This is a genomic window from Acidovorax sp. CF316, assembly GCF_000276605.1.
Taxonomy (GTDB): Bacteria; Pseudomonadota; Gammaproteobacteria; order Burkholderiales; family Burkholderiaceae_C; genus Acidovorax.
Genome location: NZ_AKJX01000027.1, coordinates 1 through 19,948, shown reverse-complemented (window position 1 = coordinate 19,948; position 19,948 = coordinate 1). Strand labels below are relative to the sequence as shown.

At 67.8% G+C, this 19,948-nt stretch carries 15 protein-coding genes, 5 tRNA genes and 1 pseudogene; 18 read left to right on the top strand and 3 right to left on the bottom strand.

The features are described 5' to 3' along the window. Positions 1-2 precede the first annotated feature (2 nt). From rpoC to PMI14_RS04050, 13 genes are all read left to right on the top strand, one after another. The gene (gene rpoC, locus PMI14_RS04115; RefSeq protein WP_007850039.1) at positions 3-4,247 is read left to right on the top strand and encodes a DNA-directed RNA polymerase subunit beta'; all 4,245 of its coding nucleotides are present in this window, start codon (positions 3-5) and stop codon (positions 4,245-4,247) included. Positions 4,248-4,499: 252 nt separating this feature from the next. Further along, positions 4,500-5,054 (top strand): hypothetical protein, encoded by a 555-nt coding sequence (locus PMI14_RS04110; RefSeq protein ID WP_007850036.1) that lies wholly within the window; start codon positions 4,500-4,502, stop codon positions 5,052-5,054. 106 nt (positions 5,055-5,160) lie between these two features. Further along, entirely contained in the window at positions 5,161-6,594 is a 1,434-nt protein-coding gene (gene rsmB / locus PMI14_RS04105) for a 16S rRNA (cytosine(967)-C(5))-methyltransferase RsmB (RefSeq protein WP_007850023.1), read from the top strand. 40 nt (positions 6,595-6,634) lie between these two features. Further along, the gene (locus PMI14_RS04100) at positions 6,635-7,210 is read left to right on the top strand and encodes a DUF4390 domain-containing protein (RefSeq protein ID WP_007850021.1); all 576 of its coding nucleotides are present in this window, start codon (positions 6,635-6,637) and stop codon (positions 7,208-7,210) included. Continuing rightward, on the top strand, positions 7,207-9,501 hold the full coding sequence (locus PMI14_RS04095) for an ATP-binding protein (RefSeq protein ID WP_035202267.1): 2,295 nt from the start codon (positions 7,207-7,209) through the stop codon (positions 9,499-9,501). The genes PMI14_RS04100 and PMI14_RS04095 overlap by 4 nt, the downstream gene beginning before the upstream one ends. Positions 9,502-9,541: 40 nt before the next feature. After that, positions 9,542-10,222, top strand: a complete 681-nt coding sequence (locus PMI14_RS04090; RefSeq protein WP_007850017.1) for a response regulator — start codon at positions 9,542-9,544, stop codon at positions 10,220-10,222. Between the two features lie 57 nt (positions 10,223-10,279). After that, a tRNA-Phe gene (locus PMI14_RS04085) sits at positions 10,280-10,355 on the top strand. Positions 10,356-10,458: 103 nt separating this feature from the next. Further along, on the top strand, positions 10,459-11,292 hold the full coding sequence (locus PMI14_RS04080; protein WP_238541798.1) for a hypothetical protein: 834 nt from the start codon (positions 10,459-10,461) through the stop codon (positions 11,290-11,292). Positions 11,293-11,780: 488 nt separating this feature from the next. Next, positions 11,781-11,857, top strand: a tRNA-Leu gene (locus tag PMI14_RS04075). Positions 11,858-11,864: 7 nt separating this feature from the next. Then, positions 11,865-11,941 (top strand) — tRNA-Arg (locus tag PMI14_RS04070). 62 nt (positions 11,942-12,003) lie between these two features. After that, a tRNA-Cys gene (locus PMI14_RS04065) sits at positions 12,004-12,077 on the top strand. A gap of 25 nt (positions 12,078-12,102) precedes the next feature. Beyond that, positions 12,103-12,176 (top strand) — tRNA-His (locus tag PMI14_RS04060). A 412-nt stretch (positions 12,177-12,588) separates the two neighbouring features. Continuing rightward, positions 12,589-13,212 (top strand): nitroreductase, encoded by a 624-nt coding sequence (locus tag PMI14_RS04050; RefSeq protein WP_007850014.1) that lies wholly within the window; start codon positions 12,589-12,591, stop codon positions 13,210-13,212. Between the two features lie 19 nt (positions 13,213-13,231). On the opposite strand, the gene PMI14_RS04045 is transcribed toward PMI14_RS04050, so the two are convergent. Beyond that, on the bottom strand, positions 13,232-14,479 hold the full coding sequence (locus PMI14_RS04045) for an MFS transporter (protein ID WP_007850011.1): 1,248 nt from the start codon (positions 14,477-14,479) through the stop codon (positions 13,232-13,234). Positions 14,480-14,658: 179 nt separating this feature from the next. On the opposite strand from PMI14_RS04045, the gene PMI14_RS04040 reads away from it, so the two are divergent. Together PMI14_RS04040 and PMI14_RS04035 are read left to right on the top strand one after the other, a co-directional pair. Next, positions 14,659-15,555 carry a LysR family transcriptional regulator gene (locus PMI14_RS04040; protein ID WP_035202274.1) on the top strand — a complete coding sequence of 299 codons (897 nt, stop codon included), beginning with the start codon at positions 14,659-14,661 and terminating at the stop codon, positions 15,553-15,555. Positions 15,556-15,705: 150 nt separating this feature from the next. Beyond that, the gene (locus PMI14_RS04035; protein ID WP_007850006.1) at positions 15,706-16,965 is read left to right on the top strand and encodes an Hsp70 family protein; all 1,260 of its coding nucleotides are present in this window, start codon (positions 15,706-15,708) and stop codon (positions 16,963-16,965) included. A 4-nt stretch (positions 16,966-16,969) separates the two neighbouring features. Here the strand turns inward: PMI14_RS04035 and rsmI are convergent, their stop codons facing one another. Then, positions 16,970-17,902, bottom strand: a complete 933-nt coding sequence (gene rsmI, locus PMI14_RS04030) for a 16S rRNA (cytidine(1402)-2'-O)-methyltransferase (RefSeq protein WP_007850004.1) — start codon at positions 17,900-17,902, stop codon at positions 16,970-16,972. On the opposite strand from rsmI, the gene PMI14_RS04025 reads away from it, so the two are divergent. From PMI14_RS04025 to PMI14_RS04015, 3 genes are all read left to right on the top strand, one after another. Next, on the top strand, positions 17,902-18,321 hold the full coding sequence (locus tag PMI14_RS04025; RefSeq protein ID WP_035202263.1) for a YraN family protein: 420 nt from the start codon (positions 17,902-17,904) through the stop codon (positions 18,319-18,321). The two genes, rsmI and PMI14_RS04025, sit on opposite strands and share 1 nt — an antisense overlap. A gap of 111 nt (positions 18,322-18,432) precedes the next feature. Continuing rightward, on the top strand, positions 18,433-19,038 hold the full coding sequence (locus tag PMI14_RS04020) for an SIS domain-containing protein (protein WP_007849999.1): 606 nt from the start codon (positions 18,433-18,435) through the stop codon (positions 19,036-19,038). Further along, positions 19,035-19,691 (top strand): BON domain-containing protein, encoded by a 657-nt coding sequence (locus tag PMI14_RS04015; protein WP_007849996.1) that lies wholly within the window; start codon positions 19,035-19,037, stop codon positions 19,689-19,691. Before PMI14_RS04020 ends, PMI14_RS04015 begins: the two co-directional genes overlap by 4 nt. A 134-nt stretch (positions 19,692-19,825) precedes the next feature. Here PMI14_RS04015 and PMI14_RS34695 read toward each other — a convergent pair. After that, a pseudogene (locus PMI14_RS34695) lies at positions 19,826-19,948 on the bottom strand (NAD(P)-dependent oxidoreductase); the annotation flags it as partial.

Here is a 19,948-nt window from a genome sequence, read left to right as displayed (position 1 = left end):
CTATGAAATCGCTACTCGACCTGTTCAAGCAATTCACGCCGGATGAGCACTTCGATGCCATCCGCATCGGCATGGCTTCGCCCGAGAAGATCCGTTCGTGGTCCTTCGGCGAAGTGAAGAAGCCCGAGACCATCAACTACCGCACGTTCAAGCCCGAACGCGACGGCCTGTTCTGCGCCAAGATCTTCGGTCCCATCAAGGACTACGAATGCCTGTGCGGCAAGTACAAGCGCCTCAAGCACCGCGGCGTGATCTGCGAGAAGTGCGGCGTTGAAGTCACGCAGACCAAGGTGCGCCGCGAGCGCATGGGCCACATCGACCTGGCCGCACCCTGCGCGCACATCTGGTTCCTGAAGTCGCTGCCATCGCGCCTGGGCCTGGTGCTCGACATGACGCTGCGCGACATCGAACGCGTGCTGTACTTCGAAGCCTATGTGGTGACCGACCCCGGCATGACGCCGCTGAAGAAGTTCAGCATCATGTCCGAGGACGACTACGACGCCAAGCGCAAGGAATACGGCGACGAGTTCATCGCCAAGATGGGCGCCGAAGGCATCAAGGACCTGCTGGAATCCATCGACATCGACCTGTCGATCGAGCGCCTGCGCGGCGACCTGACCGGCTCCGAAGTCAAGGTCAAGAAGAACGCCAAGCGCCTGAAGGTCCTGGAAGCCTTCAAGAAGTCGGGCATCAAGCCCGAGTGGATGGTGCTCGAAGTGCTGCCCGTGCTGCCACCGGACCTGCGTCCGCTGGTGCCGCTGGACGGCGGCCGCTTCGCGACCTCTGACCTGAACGACCTGTACCGCCGCGTCATCAACCGCAACAGCCGCCTGCGCCGTCTGCTGGAGCTCAAGGCCCCTGAAATCATCGCCCGCAACGAAAAGCGGATGCTGCAGGAAGCCGTGGACAGCTTGCTGGACAACGGCCGCCGTGGCAAGGCCATGACGGGCGCCAACAAGCGTGCCCTGAAGTCGCTGGCCGACATGATCAAGGGCAAGTCCGGTCGTTTCCGCCAGAACTTGCTGGGCAAGCGCGTGGACTACTCGGGTCGTTCCGTGATCACCGTGGGCCCGACGCTCAAGCTGCACCAGTGCGGCCTGCCCAAGCTGATGGCCCTGGAGCTGTTCAAGCCCTTCATCTTCTCGCGCCTGGAAGCCATGGGCATCGCGACGACGATCAAGGCTGCCAAGAAGGAAGTCGAATCCGGCACGCCGGTGGTGTGGGACATCCTGGAAGAGGTCATCAAGGAACACCCGGTGATGCTCAACCGTGCGCCTACGCTGCACCGCCTGGGCATCCAGGCGTTCGAGCCCATCCTGATCGAAGGCAAGGCCATCCAGCTGCACCCCCTCGTCTGCGCGGCCTTCAACGCCGACTTCGACGGTGACCAGATGGCCGTCCACGTCCCGCTGTCGGTGGAAGCGCAGATGGAAGCCCGCACGCTGATGCTGGCTTCCAACAACGTGCTGTTCCCCGCTTCGGGCGAGCCCTCCATCGTCCCGTCGCAAGACGTGGTGCTGGGCCTGTACTACGCCACCCGCGACCGCATCAACGGCAAGGGCGAAGGCCTGATCTTCGCCGACACCGGTGAAGTGCAGCGCGCGTTCGACGCGGGCGAAGTCGAGCTGGCCACGCGCATCAACGTGCGCCTGACCGAATGGTCCAAGAACAAGGAAACCGGCGAGTTCGTGCCCGAGACCAAGATGGTGGAAACCACCACTGGCCGTGCCCTGCTGTCCGAGATCCTGCCCAAGGGCCTGCCTTTCTCGAACATCAACAAGGCGCTCAAGAAAAAGGAAATCTCCAAGCTCATCAACGTCTCCTTCCGCAAGTGCGGTTTGAAGGAAACGGTGGTGTTCGCCGACAAGCTGCTGCAAAACGGTTTCCGCCTGGCCACCCGCGCCGGTATCTCGATCTGCATCGACGACATGCTGGTGCCGCCCCAGAAGGCCGGCATCATCGAGCGCTCCGAGAAGGAAGTGAAGGAGATCGAGCAGCAGTACGTCTCGGGTCTGGTGACCTCCGGCGAGCGCTACAACAAGGTGGTGGACATCTGGGGCAAGGCCGGCGACGAAGTGTCCAAGGTGATGATGGCCCAGCTGTCCAAGCAGAAGGTCATCGACCGCCACGGCAAGGAAGTGGACCAGGAGTCCTTCAACTCCATCTACATGATGGCCGACTCCGGCGCGCGCGGCTCTGCCGCCCAGATCCGCCAGGTGGCCGGCATGCGTGGCCTGATGGCCAAGCCTGACGGCTCGATCATCGAGACGCCCATCACCGCGAACTTCCGCGAAGGCCTGAACGTGCTGGAGTACTTCATCTCCACCCACGGTGCCCGTAAGGGTCTGGCCGACACGGCGCTGAAGACGGCCAACTCCGGCTATCTGACGCGCCGCCTGGTGGACGTGACGCAGGATCTGGTCGTGACCGAAGAGGATTGCGGCACCGCCAATGGCTCGCTGATGCGCGCCATCGTCGAAGGCGGTGAAGTGATCGAATCGCTGCGCGACCGTATCCTGGGCCGCACCGCTGCCGAAGACGTGCTGCACCCCGAAACCCGCAAGGTGCTGGTGCCTGCCGGCGTGATGCTGGAAGAAGACCTCATCGAGGAAATCGAAGCCGCTGGCGTGGACGAAGTCAAGGTGCGCACGGCGCTGACCTGCGAAACCCGCTACGGCCTGTGCGCCAAGTGCTACGGCCGCGACTTGGGCCGCGGCGGCCTGATCAACCTCGGCGAAGCCGTGGGTGTGATCGCTGCCCAGTCCATCGGCGAACCCGGCACGCAGCTGACCATGCGTACCTTCCACATCGGTGGTGCCGCATCGCGCGCTGCCATCGCCTCGAGCGTGGAAGCCAAGTCCAACGGCGTGATCGGCTTCAACGCCACGATGCGCTACGTGAGCAACACCAAGGGCGAGCTGGTGGTGATTGCGCGTTCGGGTGAAATCATCATCCACGACGAGCATGGCCGCGAGCGCGAACGCCACAAGGTGCCTTACGGCGCCCTGCTGACGGTCAAGGCCGACCAGTCCATCAAGGCAGGCACGATCCTGGCCAACTGGGATCCGCTGACGCGCCCGATCATTACCGAGTTCGCCGGCCAGGTGAAGTTCGAGAACGTCGAAGAAGGCCTCACGGTTGCCAAGCAGCTCGACGAAGTGACCGGTCTGTCCACCCTGGTGGTGATCGACCCCAAGCGCCGCGGCGCTGCCAAGGTCGTGCGTCCGCAGGTCAAGCTGATCGATGCGCAGAACAACGAAGTGAAGATCCCTGGCACCGACCACTCGGTGACCATCGGCTTCCAGATCGGTTCGCTCATCCAGGTGCGCGACGGCCAGGACGTGGGCCCCGGCGAAGTGCTGGCGCGTATCCCGGTCGAAGGCCAGAAGACCCGCGACATCACCGGCGGTTTGCCCCGCGTGGCCGAGCTGTTCGAAGCCCGTACCCCGAAGGACAAGGGCACGCTGGCCGAGATGACCGGCACCGTGTCGTTCGGCAAGGAAACCAAGGGCAAGGTCCGCCTGCAGATCACCGACCCCGAAGGCCACGTGTTCGAAGAACTCGTGCCCAAGGAAAAGAACATCCTGGTGCACGAAGGCCAGGTGGTGAACAAGGGCGAGTCCATCGTCGACGGCCCGGCCGATCCGCAGGACATCCTGCGCCTGCTGGGCATCGAAGAACTCTCGCGCTACATCGTCGATGAAGTGCAGGACGTGTACCGCTTGCAGGGCGTGAAGATCAACGACAAGCACATCGAGGTGATCGTTCGCCAGATGCTGCGCCGCGTCGTGGTCGAGAACGTCGGCGAGTCGAACTACATCGGTGGCGAGCAGGTCGAGCGTTCCGAGATCCTCAACACCAACGATGCACTGCAGTCCGAAGGCAAGATCCCCGCGACCTACAGCAACCTGCTGCTGGGTATCACGAAGGCATCGCTGTCGACCGACTCGTTCATCTCGGCGGCTTCCTTCCAGGAAACCACCCGCGTGCTCACCGAGGCTGCCATCATGGGCAAGCGCGACGAGCTGCGTGGCCTGAAGGAAAACGTGATCGTGGGTCGCCTGATCCCTGCCGGTACCGGCATGGCCTACCACCAGGCGCGCAAGGCCAAGGACGCCATGGACGACGCAGAGCGCCGCGCCATCGCCGAAGCCGAAGCCGCTGAAATGGCTGCGTCCTCGTCGACGGACGACGCCACGGAAGTCGAAGGCAGCACCACCACCGCCACGGACGCTTCCGCAGACTGAAGCCAGGTGGCACCGGACAAGGAGACCCCAGCGATGCACAGTGCGGCGCATGGGGACCTGGTTCGGCGCCGTCCCGGGCTCTGAAGCGCTCCCGCCCTGTCCCCGGACAGGCCGGGAGCGTTTTTACTGGAGCGGCAGAGCGCTCCGGCTTTTTCCCGTTTTCTCTTTCTCGGCCACGGGCTGCCCCTGCAGCGCACGCCCTTGGCAATGTGTATGTGGTCATCGCCCCTTTTCTGGATTTTTGTTGCCATCATGCTGTTCTGGGCCCTGGGGGCCTACAACCGCCTGACGCGGCTGCGCTCCTCCGTGGTCCAGGCCTTTGGCGCGGTGGACGCCCACCTCGTGCGCCTGATGGCGCTGCTCGGTGAGTTCGATGCAGTCCAGGGCCACCACCATATCGCCGACCCCGCCGTGTCCCGCGGTAGCGCAGACCATGTGCCGCAGCCGCAGGGCCCGGTGCTGGACCCCGCCAAGGTGGCGGCCCTGCGTGGCGCCACCACGCAGATGGGCGCATCGCTGGCCGTGGCGCGCTCGCAGCCCCTGCAGCGCGATGCGCTGGCCGCGCTCACCGCGGCGCGCAGCGTGCTCGACGCCACCTGGCGCAGCGTGGTGACCGAGGCCGATGGCCCCGGTGCCAAGGAGATGCTGGCCCCCTGGTCCATCCGCTGGGAGGAGCACCACGCGCAGATCGATCTGGCCGTGCAGGTGATCAACCATGCGGCCGAACAGCACAATGCCGCCATCCACCAGTTTCCGGCCCGTGTCCTCGCCTGGGTCTTTGGCTTCAAGGAAGCCAAGGGGCTGTGAGAACGCCTGCACGTTCTGCCCCCATCCCGGGCTGATTTTTTCCGGCCTTTTTCTTTTTTGACCGCCAGACCCCGCGCCTGTGTGCCGGCACCCCGAGGCCCCGACCATGAAACCAGCCCCACCCCACCCCGCCGTGCCCGAAGGGCAGCGTCCCGGTTCCGGTCGCCCTGCCGCACAGGCCGGCGCCAGCCGGGGGGACGCTGCCCCGCAGGTGGCGCTGTGGCAGCAACTTGTCGCCGTGGCCGGCGTGCTCCAGGCGATCCGGGGCGGCACCTCGGGCACTGCGGCGCTGGACGCGGTCGGCGCCGCTCTGCGCCCAGGCGTGCAGGCCTTGCTGTTCCAGGTGCTGCGCAACCTGGGGCGTGCCGAGGCCCTGCGGCGCCAGCTGGCCCGCCGGCCACCGCCGCCCGATGCGGATGCCCTGCTGTGCACGGCACTGGCGCTGTGCTGGCGTGCCGACGAAGCCCCCTATGAGCCCTTCACCCTGGTCAACCAGGCCGTGGAAGCCGCCAAGCGGCACCCGGCCACGCGCGCCCAGTCCTCGTTCATCAATGCCTGCCTGCGGCGGTTTCTGCGCGAAAGCGATGCACTGGTGGCGGCCACCGAGGCCGACCCCGTGGCCCGCTGGAACCACCCGCTGTGGTGGATCAAGCGCCTGCAGAAGGACCACCCCGAACAGTGGGAGCAGATCCTGCATGCCAACAACACCCACGCCCCGATGGCGCTGCGCGTGAACCGGCTGCAGGGCAGCCAGGCGCAGTACCAGCAGGAGCTGGCCGACATGGGCGCCGCTGCCGACCCGGCCGGTGCCGATGGCCTGGTGCTGCACCGGCCGCTGCCGGTGCAGGCACTGCCCGGCTTTGCCCAGGGCCGCGTGTCGGTGCAGGACATGGCGGCCCAGCAGGCGGCGCCACTGCTGCTGCAGGGAATGGACCGCACGCGCAGCCTCAGGGTGCTGGACGCCTGTGCTGCCCCCGGCGGCAAGACTGCCCACCTGCTGGAGATGGCCGGGGAGGGTGCTCCGCTGCAGGTGACGGCCCTGGAGATCGACGCCACGCGCGCCGAGCGCATCCACCAGACCCTTTCCCGCCTGGGCCTGGCCGCCCAGGTGCTGGTGGCCGACGCGGCCCAGCCAGAGGCCTGGTGGCCGCAGGCCAGTGGCGGCGCGCTGTTCGATGCCATCCTGCTCGATGCACCGTGCACCGCCTCGGGCATCGTGCGCCGCCACCCGGACGTGCGCTGGCTGCGCCGCGAGACGGACATCGCCCAGCTGGCTACCCTGCAAAAGCAGTTGCTGGCCGCCCTGTGGCCGCTGCTCGCGCCCGGCGGGCGGCTGCTGTACTGCACCTGCTCCGTCTTCCGTGCGGAGGGGGACGCACAGGTGCAAACGTTTCTTGCACACAACACCGATGCACATTTGCTCCCCTCGCCTGGGCATTTAATCCCCCGCGCAGCGGACAAGCAGGGGGCTGTCCCGGACAATCGATTCGGTGATCACGACGGATTTTTTTACGCACTGTTGCAAAAATCGGCCGACTGAGCGCTCCGCAGCTCGTTGGGGGTGGATTGGTGCGCTTTTGATGCTGATCACCTTGTGGGTGTTGCCGATGTCCACCCGGGCGGAGACCAGCCGCGGTGAAGTGGCCGAACTGCGCCTGCAGCGCCTGGACGATGGCATCTACCTGAGCACCAGCCTGGAGTTCGACCTGCCCGAGCTCGCCGAAGATGCCTTGCGCAAGGGCATCCCCATGTATTTCGTGATGGAAGCGCAGGTCATGCGCGACCGCTGGTACTGGTCCGACCGCCTGGTGGCCGAGGCCACGCGCTACCTGCGGCTGAGCTACCAGCCCCTGACCCGGCGCTGGCGCCTGAGCACCTCGGCATCCCCCATCACCAACACCGGCCTGGGCGTGGCGCTGGGCCAGAATTTCGACGACCTGGAAGATGCGCTGTCGGCGATGCAGCGGGTTTCGCGCTGGAAGATTGCAGAAGCCACTGCAATCGATACCGATGCCGGCCATACGATACAGTTTCGCTTCAGGCTCGACATGTCGCAACTGCCCCGCCCGTTCCAGATCGGCGCCGTGGGCCGCTCTGGCTGGAACCTGCTGGTCTCGCGCACTGGGCGCCTGGCCTTGCCGGAAGGCGCCAAGTGACCACCGGGCCTGCTGCGGCGCCAGCGTCGGCTTCGGCCCATCTGGCGGCGCGCCAGTCCCGAGCGGTGCGCTGGGCGGTGGGTGTAGGGGCCGCCATCATGTCCGCCATCGGGCTGGTGCTGCTCTTTCTGCTGACGCTGGCCACCAACAACCGTGCGCTCTACGAGCGCAACTATGCCTGGCTCTTCGGCGTGAACGTGCTGGTGGCCCTGCTGCTGCTCGCGGTGCTCGGCTGGGTGGCTGTGCGCCTGTGGCTGCGCCTGCGCCGGGGCCGCTTCGGCAGCCGCCTGCTGGTCAAGCTGGCGGCCATCTTTGCGCTGGTCGGCCTGGTGCCCGGCCTGTTGATCTACGTGGTGTCTTACCAGTTCGTGACCCGCTCGATCGAAAGCTGGTTCGACGTGAAGGTCGAGGGGGCGCTGTCCGCCGGGGTGAACCTGGCGCGCGTCTCGCTCGATGCCCTGGCGACCGACATGGCGTCCAAGACGCGCACGGCCAGCGCCCAGGTGGCGCAGGTCCCAGATGCCTCCGCCGGGGTGGTGCTCGAGCGCATCCGCGACCAGTTGGGGGCCACCGACGTCATCCTGTGGAACAGCGCGGGGCAGGCCGTGGCCAGCGCCGGCCAGTCGCGCTTCAGCCTGAACCCCGAGCGGCCCGGCGTGCCGCTGCTGCGCACCGTGCGCCAGCAGCGGGCGCTGACGCAGATCGAGGGGCTGGACGATATCGCAGACCCTGCTGCCGTGCAGAACGCGCGCGTGAAGATCATTGCCCTGGTCAGCAGCCCCACGGTGGGCCTGCTGGCCGAGCCGCGCTACCTGCAGGCCACGCTGATGCTGCCGCCGGCCCTGGTGGAGAACGCCATCGCCGTGCAGGAGGCCAACCGCGAGTACCAGGAGCGCGCCCTGGCGCGCGGCGGCCTGCGGCGCATGTATGTGGGCACGCTCACGCTGAGCCTGTTCCTGGCCGTCTTCGGTGCTGTGCTGCTGGCCGTGCTGCTCGGCAACCAGCTGGTGCGGCCGCTGCTGGTGTTGGCCGAGGGGGTGCGCGAGGTGGCCGCCGGCAACCTGAGCCCCAAGGCCGCCCTGCAGGGCAAGGACGAGCTCGGCGGCCTGACCCGCTCGTTCGCGCTCATGACCCAGCAGCTGGCGGACGCCCGTGGTGCCGTGGAGCAGAGCATGAGCGAGGTGGACGCGGCGCGCGCCAACCTGCAGACCATCCTCGACAACCTCACTGCCGGCGTGATGGTGCTCGACGGCGCGGGCACCATCCGCTCGTCCAACCCCGGCGCCACGCGCATCCTGCGTGCGCCCATGGCGGCCTTCGAGGGGCAGGCGCTGGCCGAAGTGCCCGGCCTGGCGGACTTTGCCGCCGCTGTGCAGAAACAGTTTGCCGCCTTCCTGGGCGAGCGCGACCACCACGGGCTGGACCACTGGCAGCACCCGTTCGAGTTGCACGCCTCGCTCGCCGGCGTCGGGCAGCACGCGACCAGCATCATTGCGCGGGGTGCGGAACTGCCGGATTCGACCCGACTGTTGGTTTTTGACGACATTTCCGAAATCGTTTCGGCGCAGCGCGCGCAGGCCTGGGGCGAGGTTGCACGGCGCCTGGCACACGAAATCAAGAACCCCCTCACGCCTATTCAACTGTCGGCCGAACGGCTCGAGATGAAGCTCACCGGCAAGGTCGCGGCCACCGAGCAGGCCGTGCTCACCAAGTCGGTCCGGACCATCGTCGAGCAGGTCGATGCGATGAAGCGCCTGGTCAACGAATTCCGGGACTACGCACGCCTGCCGGCCGCCGAACTGCACGCGCTGGACATCAACGCGCTGGTGACCGACGTGCTCCATCTGTATGGCGAGGAAAACGCCACAGTCCCCGTGAAAGCTGAGCTGGACGCGCGTTGCCCGGCGATTGCAGGCGATGCGCAGCAGTTGCGCCAGGTGGTGCACAACCTGCTGCAGAACGCGCAGGACGCGACCGAACAGGCGCGCGCCGCGGGTGGCGAAAACCCGTCGCCGGTGCGCATCACGACGCGCTGGAGCGAGTCTTCCGGGCGCGTGCGGCTCACGGTGTCGGACAGCGGCAGCGGCTTTCCGGCGCACATCCTGCAGCGTGCTTTCGAGCCCTATGTCACCACCAAACCGCGTGGCACTGGCCTGGGTCTCGCCGTGGTCAAAAAGATCGCGGACGAGCATGGGGCGCGCATCGACCTGTCCAACCGGGTCGAAGATGGCGTGGTGCGGGGCGCCCAAGTGTCGTTATCATTCGCCACTGAACCAGCGGTGGCGGCATAACAACACGCCCCGCAGTACCTCCCAAGGCGTTTTCACACACATGGCAAACATTCTGGTGGTCGACGATGAGCTCGGCATTCGCGACCTGCTGTCCGAAATCCTGAACGACGAAGGCCACAGCGTGGACCTTGCAGAGAATGCGACGCAGGCCCGTGCGGCGCGTGCCGGCAGCAGCTATGACCTGGTGCTGCTGGACATCTGGATGCCCGACACCGATGGCGTGTCGCTACTCAAGGAGTGGGCCACCGGCGGCGTGCTGACCATGCCCGTCATCATGATGAGTGGCCACGCCACCATCGACACGGCGGTGGAGGCCACCCGCATCGGTGCCTTCTCCTTCCTGGAAAAGCCCATCACCCTGCAAAAGCTGCTCAAGGCCGTGGAGCAGGGCCTGGCGCGCAACGCCGCCCACCACGCCGCCCCCGTGGCGGCCGTGCAGGCCCCGGCCGCCGCACCCGCCGACGCGCCTTTCACCCAGGTGCCGGTGATCACCGCGCTGTCCGGTGTCGAAGCCGGCCCGCATGCGCACCAGGGGTTCGACCTGGACCGCCCGCTGCGCGAAGCGCGCGACGGCTTTGAAAAAGCCTACTTCGAATTCCACCTGGCCCGCGAAGGCGGCTCCATGACCCGCGTGGCTGAAAAGACCGGCCTGGAGCGCACGCACCTGTACCGCAAGTTGCGCCAGTTGGGCGTGGACCTGGGTCGCGGCAAGCGCGCCTGAAAAAAATTGATCCGTAATCTTTTCAGGGTCAATTTTCTGGCTATAATTTGAGGCTCAGGCCCGGTAGCTCAGTCGGTAGAGCAGAGGATTGAAAATCCTTGTGTCGGTGGTTCGATTCCGCCCCAGGCCACCAAAATAGCGAACGCCCCAGTACTTTCAACGGTGCTGGGGCGTTTTGCATTGGACGTGCATGATCCACTGGACGGCGGGGGGGACCCTTTCCTAAGATGGCTGCCGTGCACACACCACCACCATCCCCAGACCCCTCCTCCTTTTCGCAGCCACCGGCGGGCGCGCTTGCGCAGGCGCTCGGCCTGCCGCTGTTCGAATCACCCTGGCACATGCCGCAATATCCCGAGGGGGCCGTGGGGCAGTGGCAACTGCGGCGCGGTGGCGTGGGCCTGGACCGCGGCTACCACAGCGGTCCTTGCGTCGTGGAGAATTCCGCCATCCTTCTGCGCAAGGGGGCCGGCGACCACTGGGAAACCTGGATGTCGCTCTCGCCGTTCGAGATCGAAAGCCAGGAATTGGCGTGCCGCCATGCGCATGGGCACACGGTCGTGATGGGACTGGGCATGGGCTGGGCCACGGCCAACATTGCGCTGCTGCCCACCGTGCACAAGGTCACGGTGGTGGAGCGCGACGCACAGGTGCTGGAACTGTTTGATCGGTGCCGCGTGCTTGCCGGCCTGCCGCCGTCGGCTGCACAGAAGGTGGAGCTGGTAGAGGCCGATGCCTTGGAGTGGCGACCTGCGCCGGAGATGCCACCCGTCGACTTCCTGTATGCCGACATCTGGCTGGGCATTGCCGAGCCGCGCATGCTGCCCGATGTGCAACGCATGCAGTCCCATGTCCAGGCGCGCGAGGTGTACTTCTGGGGGCAGGAGCTGGTGCTGGGGGCCCATGCGCGCAGGCAGGTGCCCACGGGGGAAGGCCCTTCGTGGCCGCTGGCCCTGGAGGCGGCGGCCCATGCGACAGGCCTGCCGCTGCTCCAGCAGCCTGCAGGCCGCTATGCGGACTTCGTTGCCCGGGTGTTGCGGTTGCGCGAGGGCACTGCGCCTTTGCGCTGAAAACGGATGGTTTTCAAAATATTCTCACAAGGCTGTTGACTGCATAGTAAAGACTATTTACTATTGCTTCCATCGCGGTTTCGACCGCACCCCTTTTCAACCGATTGCGCTCCCACCAGGATTCCCCATGAACGCCGCCGCCACCCTCTCCAGCCGCCGACCCGCACCGGGCCGGGCGCTCGTGCGCGTCGCTGTGCTTGCGCCGTGTACCGTCGTGTTGCGACTGTTGCCATGCCTGGCCGCGGATGTGCTGTGTGCGCATGGCCATGATGAGGATCGCTGGCCACCGGGTGGGGGGCGCGCTTAGGCGCATCACCTCCAAACTCTCTTCGCAGAGGCCCGGGCACCGCAAGGTTCCGGGCCTTTTTGTTCTCAACCGGGCGGCAAGCCGCTCCCATCAATTTCGTGTGTGTCGTCACCACACCGCCAGCAAGCAGCTGCGTGAGGGCACATCGGAAGTGGAGGGTTCTCCTTTTTTAAATCTCCAAGCCCCGGTGACGGAACCGGCATACGTGCTTGCCTTAGAAGCAAGATTTTGGGAGTTCGACTCTCCCCTGGGGCACCAATTTTTTCCCGCGTTAGCTCAATGGATCAGAGCACCTGCCTACGAAGCAGGGGGTTGCACGTTCGAGTCGTGCACGTGGGGCCATTTACCTGGGCCTTTTGGCGATCTTTTCGCGACCCTGAAAAGACCACCAACAGGCTCTCGAGGGTGCGGTAGCAAAGCGACCATGCAGCGGATTGCAAATCCGCAGACACCGGTTTGAATCCGGTCCGCACCTCCATCCATTTTCTGTATCCCTTTTCGTGGTGCGCGTAGCTCAATGGCAGAGCTGCGGGTTGTGATCCCGCCGACGACGGTTCGATTCCGTTCGTGCACCCCATTCCCCCTGCCTCTCTCCATGGCGCAACTGGCAGACGCACCAGCCTCAAACCCTGGCGCCTTCAGGCATGTCCGTTCGAATCGGACTGGAGAGACCGGCGCTTGCGTGGGCCCGCGCGACAACACCCTGCCGCAAGTCCGGTGAAAGCCGTGCGTCCGGGCAGCGTCTGCAGACCCTGGTCTACGATAGGCGCTGTTCGCCAGCCCCGGCGGACGATGGCTCCCATGCCGCGCCATGGGGTGGATTGTCCACCCCGGCGCCAGCCAGCCCCTGGGCACTGCCCGCGCGCGTCTCCCCGTCGTTTCGCGCCGGCCGTCGCCACCAGGCCGCCCGCCGCCATGTCTCTCTTGCCATTGCTCGCGATGCCGACCGGCACCGGGGGCTCTTTCCCCGCCCTGATTGCAAGGACACCATGTCTGTTTCCGATCCCTCCCACCCGGCCTTGTCCCAACCCCCGTTGTCTCCTGCGCAGCGCCATGCCATGGACCTGCTGCTCAGCCGGCAATCGCCGTGGCCCTTGGTCGAGCCGGCGCCCGATGCCGCTGCGCTGGACCTGGTGTTCGCCGCCGCGATGCGTGCCCCCGACCATGGGCAGCTGCGGCCCTGGCGCTTCGTCGTCGTGCGCGGCGAGGCGCGGTCTGCGCTGGGCCAGGTGTTCGCGCGCGCTGCCCGGGCCCGCGACCCCTATGACGATGGCGAGCGCTTTCGCGGCAAGGCCATGGCGGCACCGATGCTCGTGGCCCTGGTGGCGCATGTGAAGGTGCCACACAAGGTGCCCGAGGGCGAGCAGGTGCTGGCCACCGGCGCCGCCGTGATGAACATGCTGAACGCCTTGCACATCCTGGGTTTCGGGGGCTTCTGGGCCACGGGTGCCAACTCCCATGACGACAGCGTGAAGGCGGCGCTCGGTCTGGGCGCCAGTGATCGCCTGCTGGGCTTTCTGTACATGGGCACGTCCAAGGACCGGCTGCCACCGCCCGCTCGCCTGGATGCGGGCGACTTCGTGCGCGAGTGGGTGCCACCCGGCACGGTGTAGCCAATGGCCGCGGTCTGCCTCAGGCGGCCCGGGCAGGGGCCCACAGGCGCACGGCCAGGGCCGCCAGGCTGGCTGCCGTGGCCAGCAGCGCCACGCCCATCCAGCCCCATTGGGCCAGCAGCAGGCTGCCCAGGGCCGCACCGGTCGCCATGCCGGTGAACATGCCCGCCATCAACACGGCATTGAGCCGGCTGCGGGCACCCGGGTCGATGCCATAGACCAGGGTCTGGTGCGCGATCAGCGCGGCCTGCACGCCGAGGTCGAAACCGATGGCGCACACCACCAGCAGGCACAGCTGGGCGGTGGGGCCCATCCAGGGTGCCAGTGCCATCGCGGCGAAGGACAGGGCGGCCAGACCCGCGCCCAGGCGGGTGACGAGTTCCGGCCCGCGGCGATCGGCCAGCCGGCCAGCAAGGGGCGCCGCCAGTGCGCCGGCCGCACCGGCCAGGCCAAAGGCACCGGCGGCGGTACTGCCCAGGTGGAATGGTGCGCCATGCAACATCACCGCCAGCGTGGACCAGAAGGCGCTGAACCCCACCGAAAGCAGGCCTTGCGCCAGCGTGGCGCGCCGCAGGCCGGGATGGCGCTGCCACAGCGTGGCCAGCGAGGCCAGCAACTGGACATACGGCAGTTGGGTGGTGGGCTGAAAACGCGGCAGGCCGCGCCATGTGGCCAGGCCCATGGCCGCCACGCTGGCCGCTGCGGCCACGAACACGGTGCGCCAGCCGAAATGTTCGGCCACGAAGCCGCTGACCACGCGCGACAGCAAAATGCCCAGCAGCAGGCCGGTCATCACCGTGCCCACCACCTTGCCGCGGTGGGCGGCAGGCGCCAGCGTGGCGGCGGCGGGCACGATGTCCTGCGCCAGGGTGGCGGTGATGCCGATGGCCAGGCTGGCAGCGAGCAGCACGCCGATGGAGGGCGCCACCGCGGCGAGCAGCAGCGAGCCCACCAGCGCGGTGGCCTTGGCGAGGATGATGCGGCGCCGGTCGAAGCGGTCCCCGAGCGGCGCGAGCAGCAGGATGCCCAGCGCATAGCCGAGCTGCGTGAGCGTGGGCACCCATCCCACAGCCTGGCCGGGGGCGCCGATGTCTGCCCCCAGCACGCCCAGCATGGGCTGGCTGTAGTAAAGCGAGGCCACGCCCAGGCCGGCACCGGCGGCGAGCAACAGCACCAGGGCGGCGGGAAGCGCCGGGGCCTGCATTGCCGACCTGGGGCTGCCAGGCGCGATGCCGCTCAAGGCATCCGTTTTTTGCATGAAAGACATGGTGTTAACCCTTGGGAATGACCTGGGCGAAGTGTGATTCCTGCAGCGTTCTCTTGGTAGTAGGATGATTTGCACTTTGGATATACGCTGGGTGCATGACAACACCACCGGAAGCACAGTCCACCGGCGCGCCGCTCCAGGCGGGCTCCCGCAGCGCACTGGGCAATCGCCTGCAGTGGATGGAAACCTTTGTGCGCATCGTCGAAGCCGGCAGCCTGTCGGCCGCCGCGGCGCAGATGCACGCTACCCAGCCCACGGTGAGCCGCCGCCTGCAGGCGCTGGAACAGTCCCTGGGGGTGCGCCTGCTGCAGCGCACCACCCACACCATGCGCCTCACGGTGGATGGAGAGCGCTGCTACCAGCGGGCCAAGGAGCTGTTGGCGAACTGGGCGTCCTTCGAGGCCGACCTGCGCGGCGCGCAGGAAGAACCCGAAGGCACGCTGCGCGTGGCCATGCCGCATGCCTTCGGGCAGGAGATGTTCGTGGGGCCGCTGGCGCAGTTCCTGGGCGCGCACCCGCGCGTGTCGGTCGAATGGCTGCTCCAGGACGATGTGCGCGACTTCATCGGCGCGGGCATCGACTGCGCCATCCAGGTCGGTGAGCCGGCCGATCCGGCCGTGGTGGCCATCCGCCTGGCCGAGGTGCCGCGCATCGTGGTGTGCGCGCCTTCCTTGCTGGGTGCGGGCGGCGCCATTCCCCACGATCCAGACGGGCTGGCGGGGCTGCCCTGGCTGGCCCTGCAGACCTACTACCGCAATGAGCTGGCGCTGACCCACGCCACCACAGGGGAAACGCGCCGCATTGCCTTTCGCCCGCGGATGAGCACCGACAGCCTGTATGCCCTGCGCAGTGCGGCCAAGCGGGGGCTCGGGGCCTGTGCGGGCTCGGCCTGGCTGATGCAGCAGGAACTGGCCCAGGGGACGCTGGTGCATCTGGCCCCCCAATGGCAGCCCGCGCCGTTGCCGATGTACCTGGTCTATCCGCATGCCCGCTTCTACCCGTCGCGCCTGCTGCGCTTCGTGTCCGCCATGCGCGCGGCGGTGCCGGCCATGATCGCGCCGGCACCGACCCCCTGAGGCCGCCATGGGCGCCTGCCCCGGGGGCTTGCTGCGCCATGGCACAATCCCGCTCCCCTTGCGCAAGGCCCCGCCGCCTTCGCTCCGCGCGCACCCGGCTGCGCCGCTTTCGCTTTCTGTTCCTTGCTTCTTTCTCCCTCTTCGATCCCCATGCCCCTCCTGAAGGACACCACCCTCGGCATTGACTTTGGCACCTCCAACTCGGCCATGGCCGTGCGCCAGGGCCGCTCGCCCGCCCGCATGATCGCGCTGGAGGGGCAGGGCGTCACCTTGCCCACGGCGCTGTTCTTCAACGCCGAGGACCACCGCACGCACTTCGGCCGCGACGCCGTCGGCCAGTACCTGGCGGGCACCGAAGGGCGGCTGATGCGCTCGCTCAAGAGCCTGCTGGGCAGCGCGCTGCTGCAGGACAAGACGGCGGTGCACAACCAGCTCATGAGCTACCAGGACATCATCGGCCTGTTCCTGCGCATGCTGGCCCACAAGGCCACCGAAGCCCTGGGCGCCATGCCGGCCCAGGTGATCATGGGGCGACCCGTGCACTTCGTGGACGACGATCTGGCGCGCGACCAGCAGGCCGAGGAATCGCTGCGCAAGGCGGCACTGGACGCGGGTTTCCAGAACGTGTCCTTCCAGTTCGAGCCCATGGCCGCCGCGCTCGACTACGAGCAGCGCATCAGCCGCGAGTCGCTGGTGCTGGTGGTGGACATCGGCGGCGGCACCTCGGACTTCACCGTGGTGCGGCTGGGGCCCGAGCGCCTGGCGCTCGGTGCCGACCGTGCTGCCGACGTGCTGGCCACGACAGGCGTGCATGTGGGCGGCACTGACTTCGACCGGCGCCTGAGCCTGGAGCTGCTGATGCCGATGCTGGGCTATCGGCACCTGGGGCCGAGCGGGCGCGAAGTGCCCAACCGCGTGTTCTTCGACCTCTCGACCTGGCACCTGATCCAGTGGCTGTATGCGCCCAAGGCGCTGCGCGACGCCCAGAGCCTGCGCACCGACTATGCCAACCAGCGCCTGCATGCGCGGCTGATGACGGTACTCAACGAGCGCCTGGGCCACCGCATGGCCAATACGGTGGAGCAGGCCAAGATCGCGGCCTCGCTGTCGGATGCCGCGGCACCCATGGACCTGGGCTGGATCGAGCCCGCGCTGGACTCCGCTGTCACCCCCGAAGGGCTTGCGCAGCACCTGGCTTCGCCGCTGGAGCAGGTGGTGGCCTGCGCGCAGGAGTGCGTGCAGCTCGCCGGCCTCGCACCGCGCGGGCCGGATGCGATCTACCTGACCGGGGGCTCGTCCGCGCTGCGCCCGCTGCGCGAGGCCCTGCGCCGGGCCTTCCCGGAAACGCCCCAGGTCGAAGGCGATCTGTTCGGCGGCGTGGCGGCAGGCCTGGCGGTGTCGGGGCGCTGAGCTTTCAGCCCTCGGCGCCTTCCTTCTCGCCCTTTTTCCAGTCCAGCGCCGTGTCGTAGAGCACGTTGCGCGATGCGCCCGTGATCTCGGCGGCCAGGCGCACGGCGGTCTTGAGCGGCAGCTCGGCCAGCAGCAGGCGCAGCACGCGCAGGCTTTCGCCGTCATCTGCGGCCACCGGAACGGGGTGCAGCAGCACCACGAATTCACCGCGCGAGCGCTGCGGTGCGCCGTCGAGCCAGGCAGTGAGTGCCTGCGCAGGCTGGGTGGTGACTTCTTCGAACTGCTTGGTCAGCTCGCGTGCCAGGGTCACCGGGCGCTCGCCCAGCACCGCCAGGGCCTGCGCGAGCTCACCGATGCGGTGGGGCGCTTCGAGCAGCACCACGCAGCGCGCCTCGCCGGCCAGGTGCCCGATGGTGGCCGCGCGCTCGGCATTCTTCACCGGCAGGAAGCCCGCAAACACAAAGCCACCGTGCTCGGCACTGTGCGCCACCGCGCCGGCCACGCTGAGTGCGGTGGTGATGCTGCTGGCGCCGGGCAGGGGCAGGGCGCGCAGGCCCGCGGCCTGCACGGCAGCCACCAGGCGGGCACCCGGGTCGCTCACGCCGGGGGTGCCGGCGTCGCTCACATAGGCCACGCGCTGGCCCTCGTGCAGCCGCTGCACCACGTTCTGCGCGGCCTCGGCTTCGTTGTGCTGGTGCACGGCGAGCAGCTGCGAGGCGCTCTTGTCGATGCCATAGGCGCGCAGCAGGGACTGGGTGTGGCGCGTGTCCTCGCAGGCCACGGTGTCGGCCAACTGCAGGACGTGCAGCGCACGCAGGGTGATGTCGGCCAGGTTGCCGATGGGCGTGGCCACCACGTACAGGGCCCCCTGCGGATAATGCTGCGCAGCCGCTGCATCGCGCGCGGCGTCGAGGGCGGAAGCGAAAGAGGCGCTCAATGAAATTCCTTGGACTTGGAAAAAGGCAGGCCGCAGACAAGCCGGCGCCCGCCGTGGCTGGAAACACCACCCGGCAGCAGGGCGTGGTGGCGGAAGACCGCGCACTGGCGCACCTGCAGGCCGCCGGGTTGCGCCTGCTAACGCGCAATTATCGGACGCCCGGGCGCGGCGGGGGCGAGATCGACCTGGTGATGTGCGAGCGTGATGGCACCACCGTCTTCGTGGAAGTGCGCAGCCGTGCCAGCCAGGCCTTCGGCGGCGCCGGGGCGAGCATCGGCGCCGTCAAGCAGCAGCGCATCGTACTGGCGGCGCGGCACTACCTGATGCGCCTGGCTGCGCCACCGCCGTGCCGCTTTGACGTCGTGCTGGTCGAGGAAGCCCAGGTGCAATGGCTCAAGGCGGCGTTCGACGCGCAGTGACCTGCAAAGTTCCCGTCGGCGCCTGGGGCGCAACCCCCGGTGCAGCCTAAACCCTTTGCTACAAAATTTGCGGCAAAAGCTGTAACACGCGGCGGGTATCATCGGGCCTCCATGCTTGAGCAACGCATCCAACAGCACTTCATCGACAGCGCCGACCTGAAATACCAGGCGGCCCAGACCCTGAGCACCCCCATTGCTGCGGCAGTGCACGCCATGCTGGCCTGCGTGACCAGCGGCGGCAAGGTGCTGGCCTGCGGCAACGGCCCCTCGGCCGCCGAGGCGCAGCAGTTCGCCGCCTTCTGCGTGGCCGGCTTCGAGCGCGAGCGCCCCGAGCTGGCCGCCCTGGCCCTCACCGCCGACAGCACGCTGCTGACGGCCGGGCCGGGTGGCGCCCAGGACCAGGGCTCCCAGCAATTTGCCCGCCAGGTGCGGGCACTGGGCCAGGCGGGCGACCTGTTGCTGGCCCTGTCGGTCAGTGGCAACGAGGCCAACCTGCTGGCGGCGACCGAGGCCGCGCACGAGCGCGACATGACCGTGGTGGTGCTCACCGGCCGCAACGGCGGCCAGCTGGCAGCCGTGCTGCGCGAAACCGATGTGCTGATCAGCGTGCCGCATGACCGCGCCGCCCGCGTGCGCGAGGTCCACGCCCTGGTGCTGCACTGCCTGTGCGATGGCGTGGACGCCCAGTTACTTGGTGAACAGGAGATACCGCTATGAAGCAAACCATGAACCGCACCCTCTGCACGGCCCTGGCCGCTGCCGCCCTGGCAGCCGGCCTTTCGGCCTGCGCCCCGCTGATCGTCGGGGGCGCCGTGGTGGGCAGCATGATGGCTGTGGACCGCCGCACGACGGGCACCCAGGTCGAGGACGAAGGCATCGAGCTGCGCGCAGCCAACCGCATCCGCGAGGCGCTGGGCGACCGCGCCCATGTGAACGTGACCAGCTACAACCGCCAGGCCCTGCTGACCGGCGAAGTGGCCAGCGCCCAGGACCGCGAAACCGTCGAGCGCATCGTGACCGGCGTGGACAACGTGCGTTCGGTGGTCAATGACCTGGCCGTGCTGCCCAACACCTCGCTGGGCCAGCGCTCCAACGACACCGTCATCACCGGCAAGGTGCGCGCCAGCTTCGTTGACGCGGCCGATATCTCGGCCAACGCCTTCAAGGTGGTGACCGAGCGCAACATCGTCTACCTGATGGGCCGCGTCACCCAGCGCGAAGCCGGCCGCGCCACCGAGATCTCCCGTGGCGTGAGCGGCGTGAGCAAGGTCGTGCGCGTGTTCGAGATCGTCACCGAAGAAGAGCTGCGCCGCAACTCGCCGACCCCCGCGCCGGTCACCACCGACACCGCGCCCGCCCGATCGCTCTGACCCGGCTGCGGGCCGTTTGTTCCCGGAGCCTTTGAAACTGGCGCGCCCCGAGCCAGCGCCCCCGCGCAAGGGCCGCCCCGCCGCGCTGGGGGCGTCCCCCTCCGGGGGATGGCGCGAAGCGCCTCAGGGGGGCTTCACTTCAGGCGTTTGATCAGGCTCGACGTATCCCAGCGGTTGCCGCCCAGGCCCTGCACGTCGGCATAGAACTGGTCCACCAGCGCGGTGACGGGCACGCGCGAGCCGTTGCGGCGGGGCCC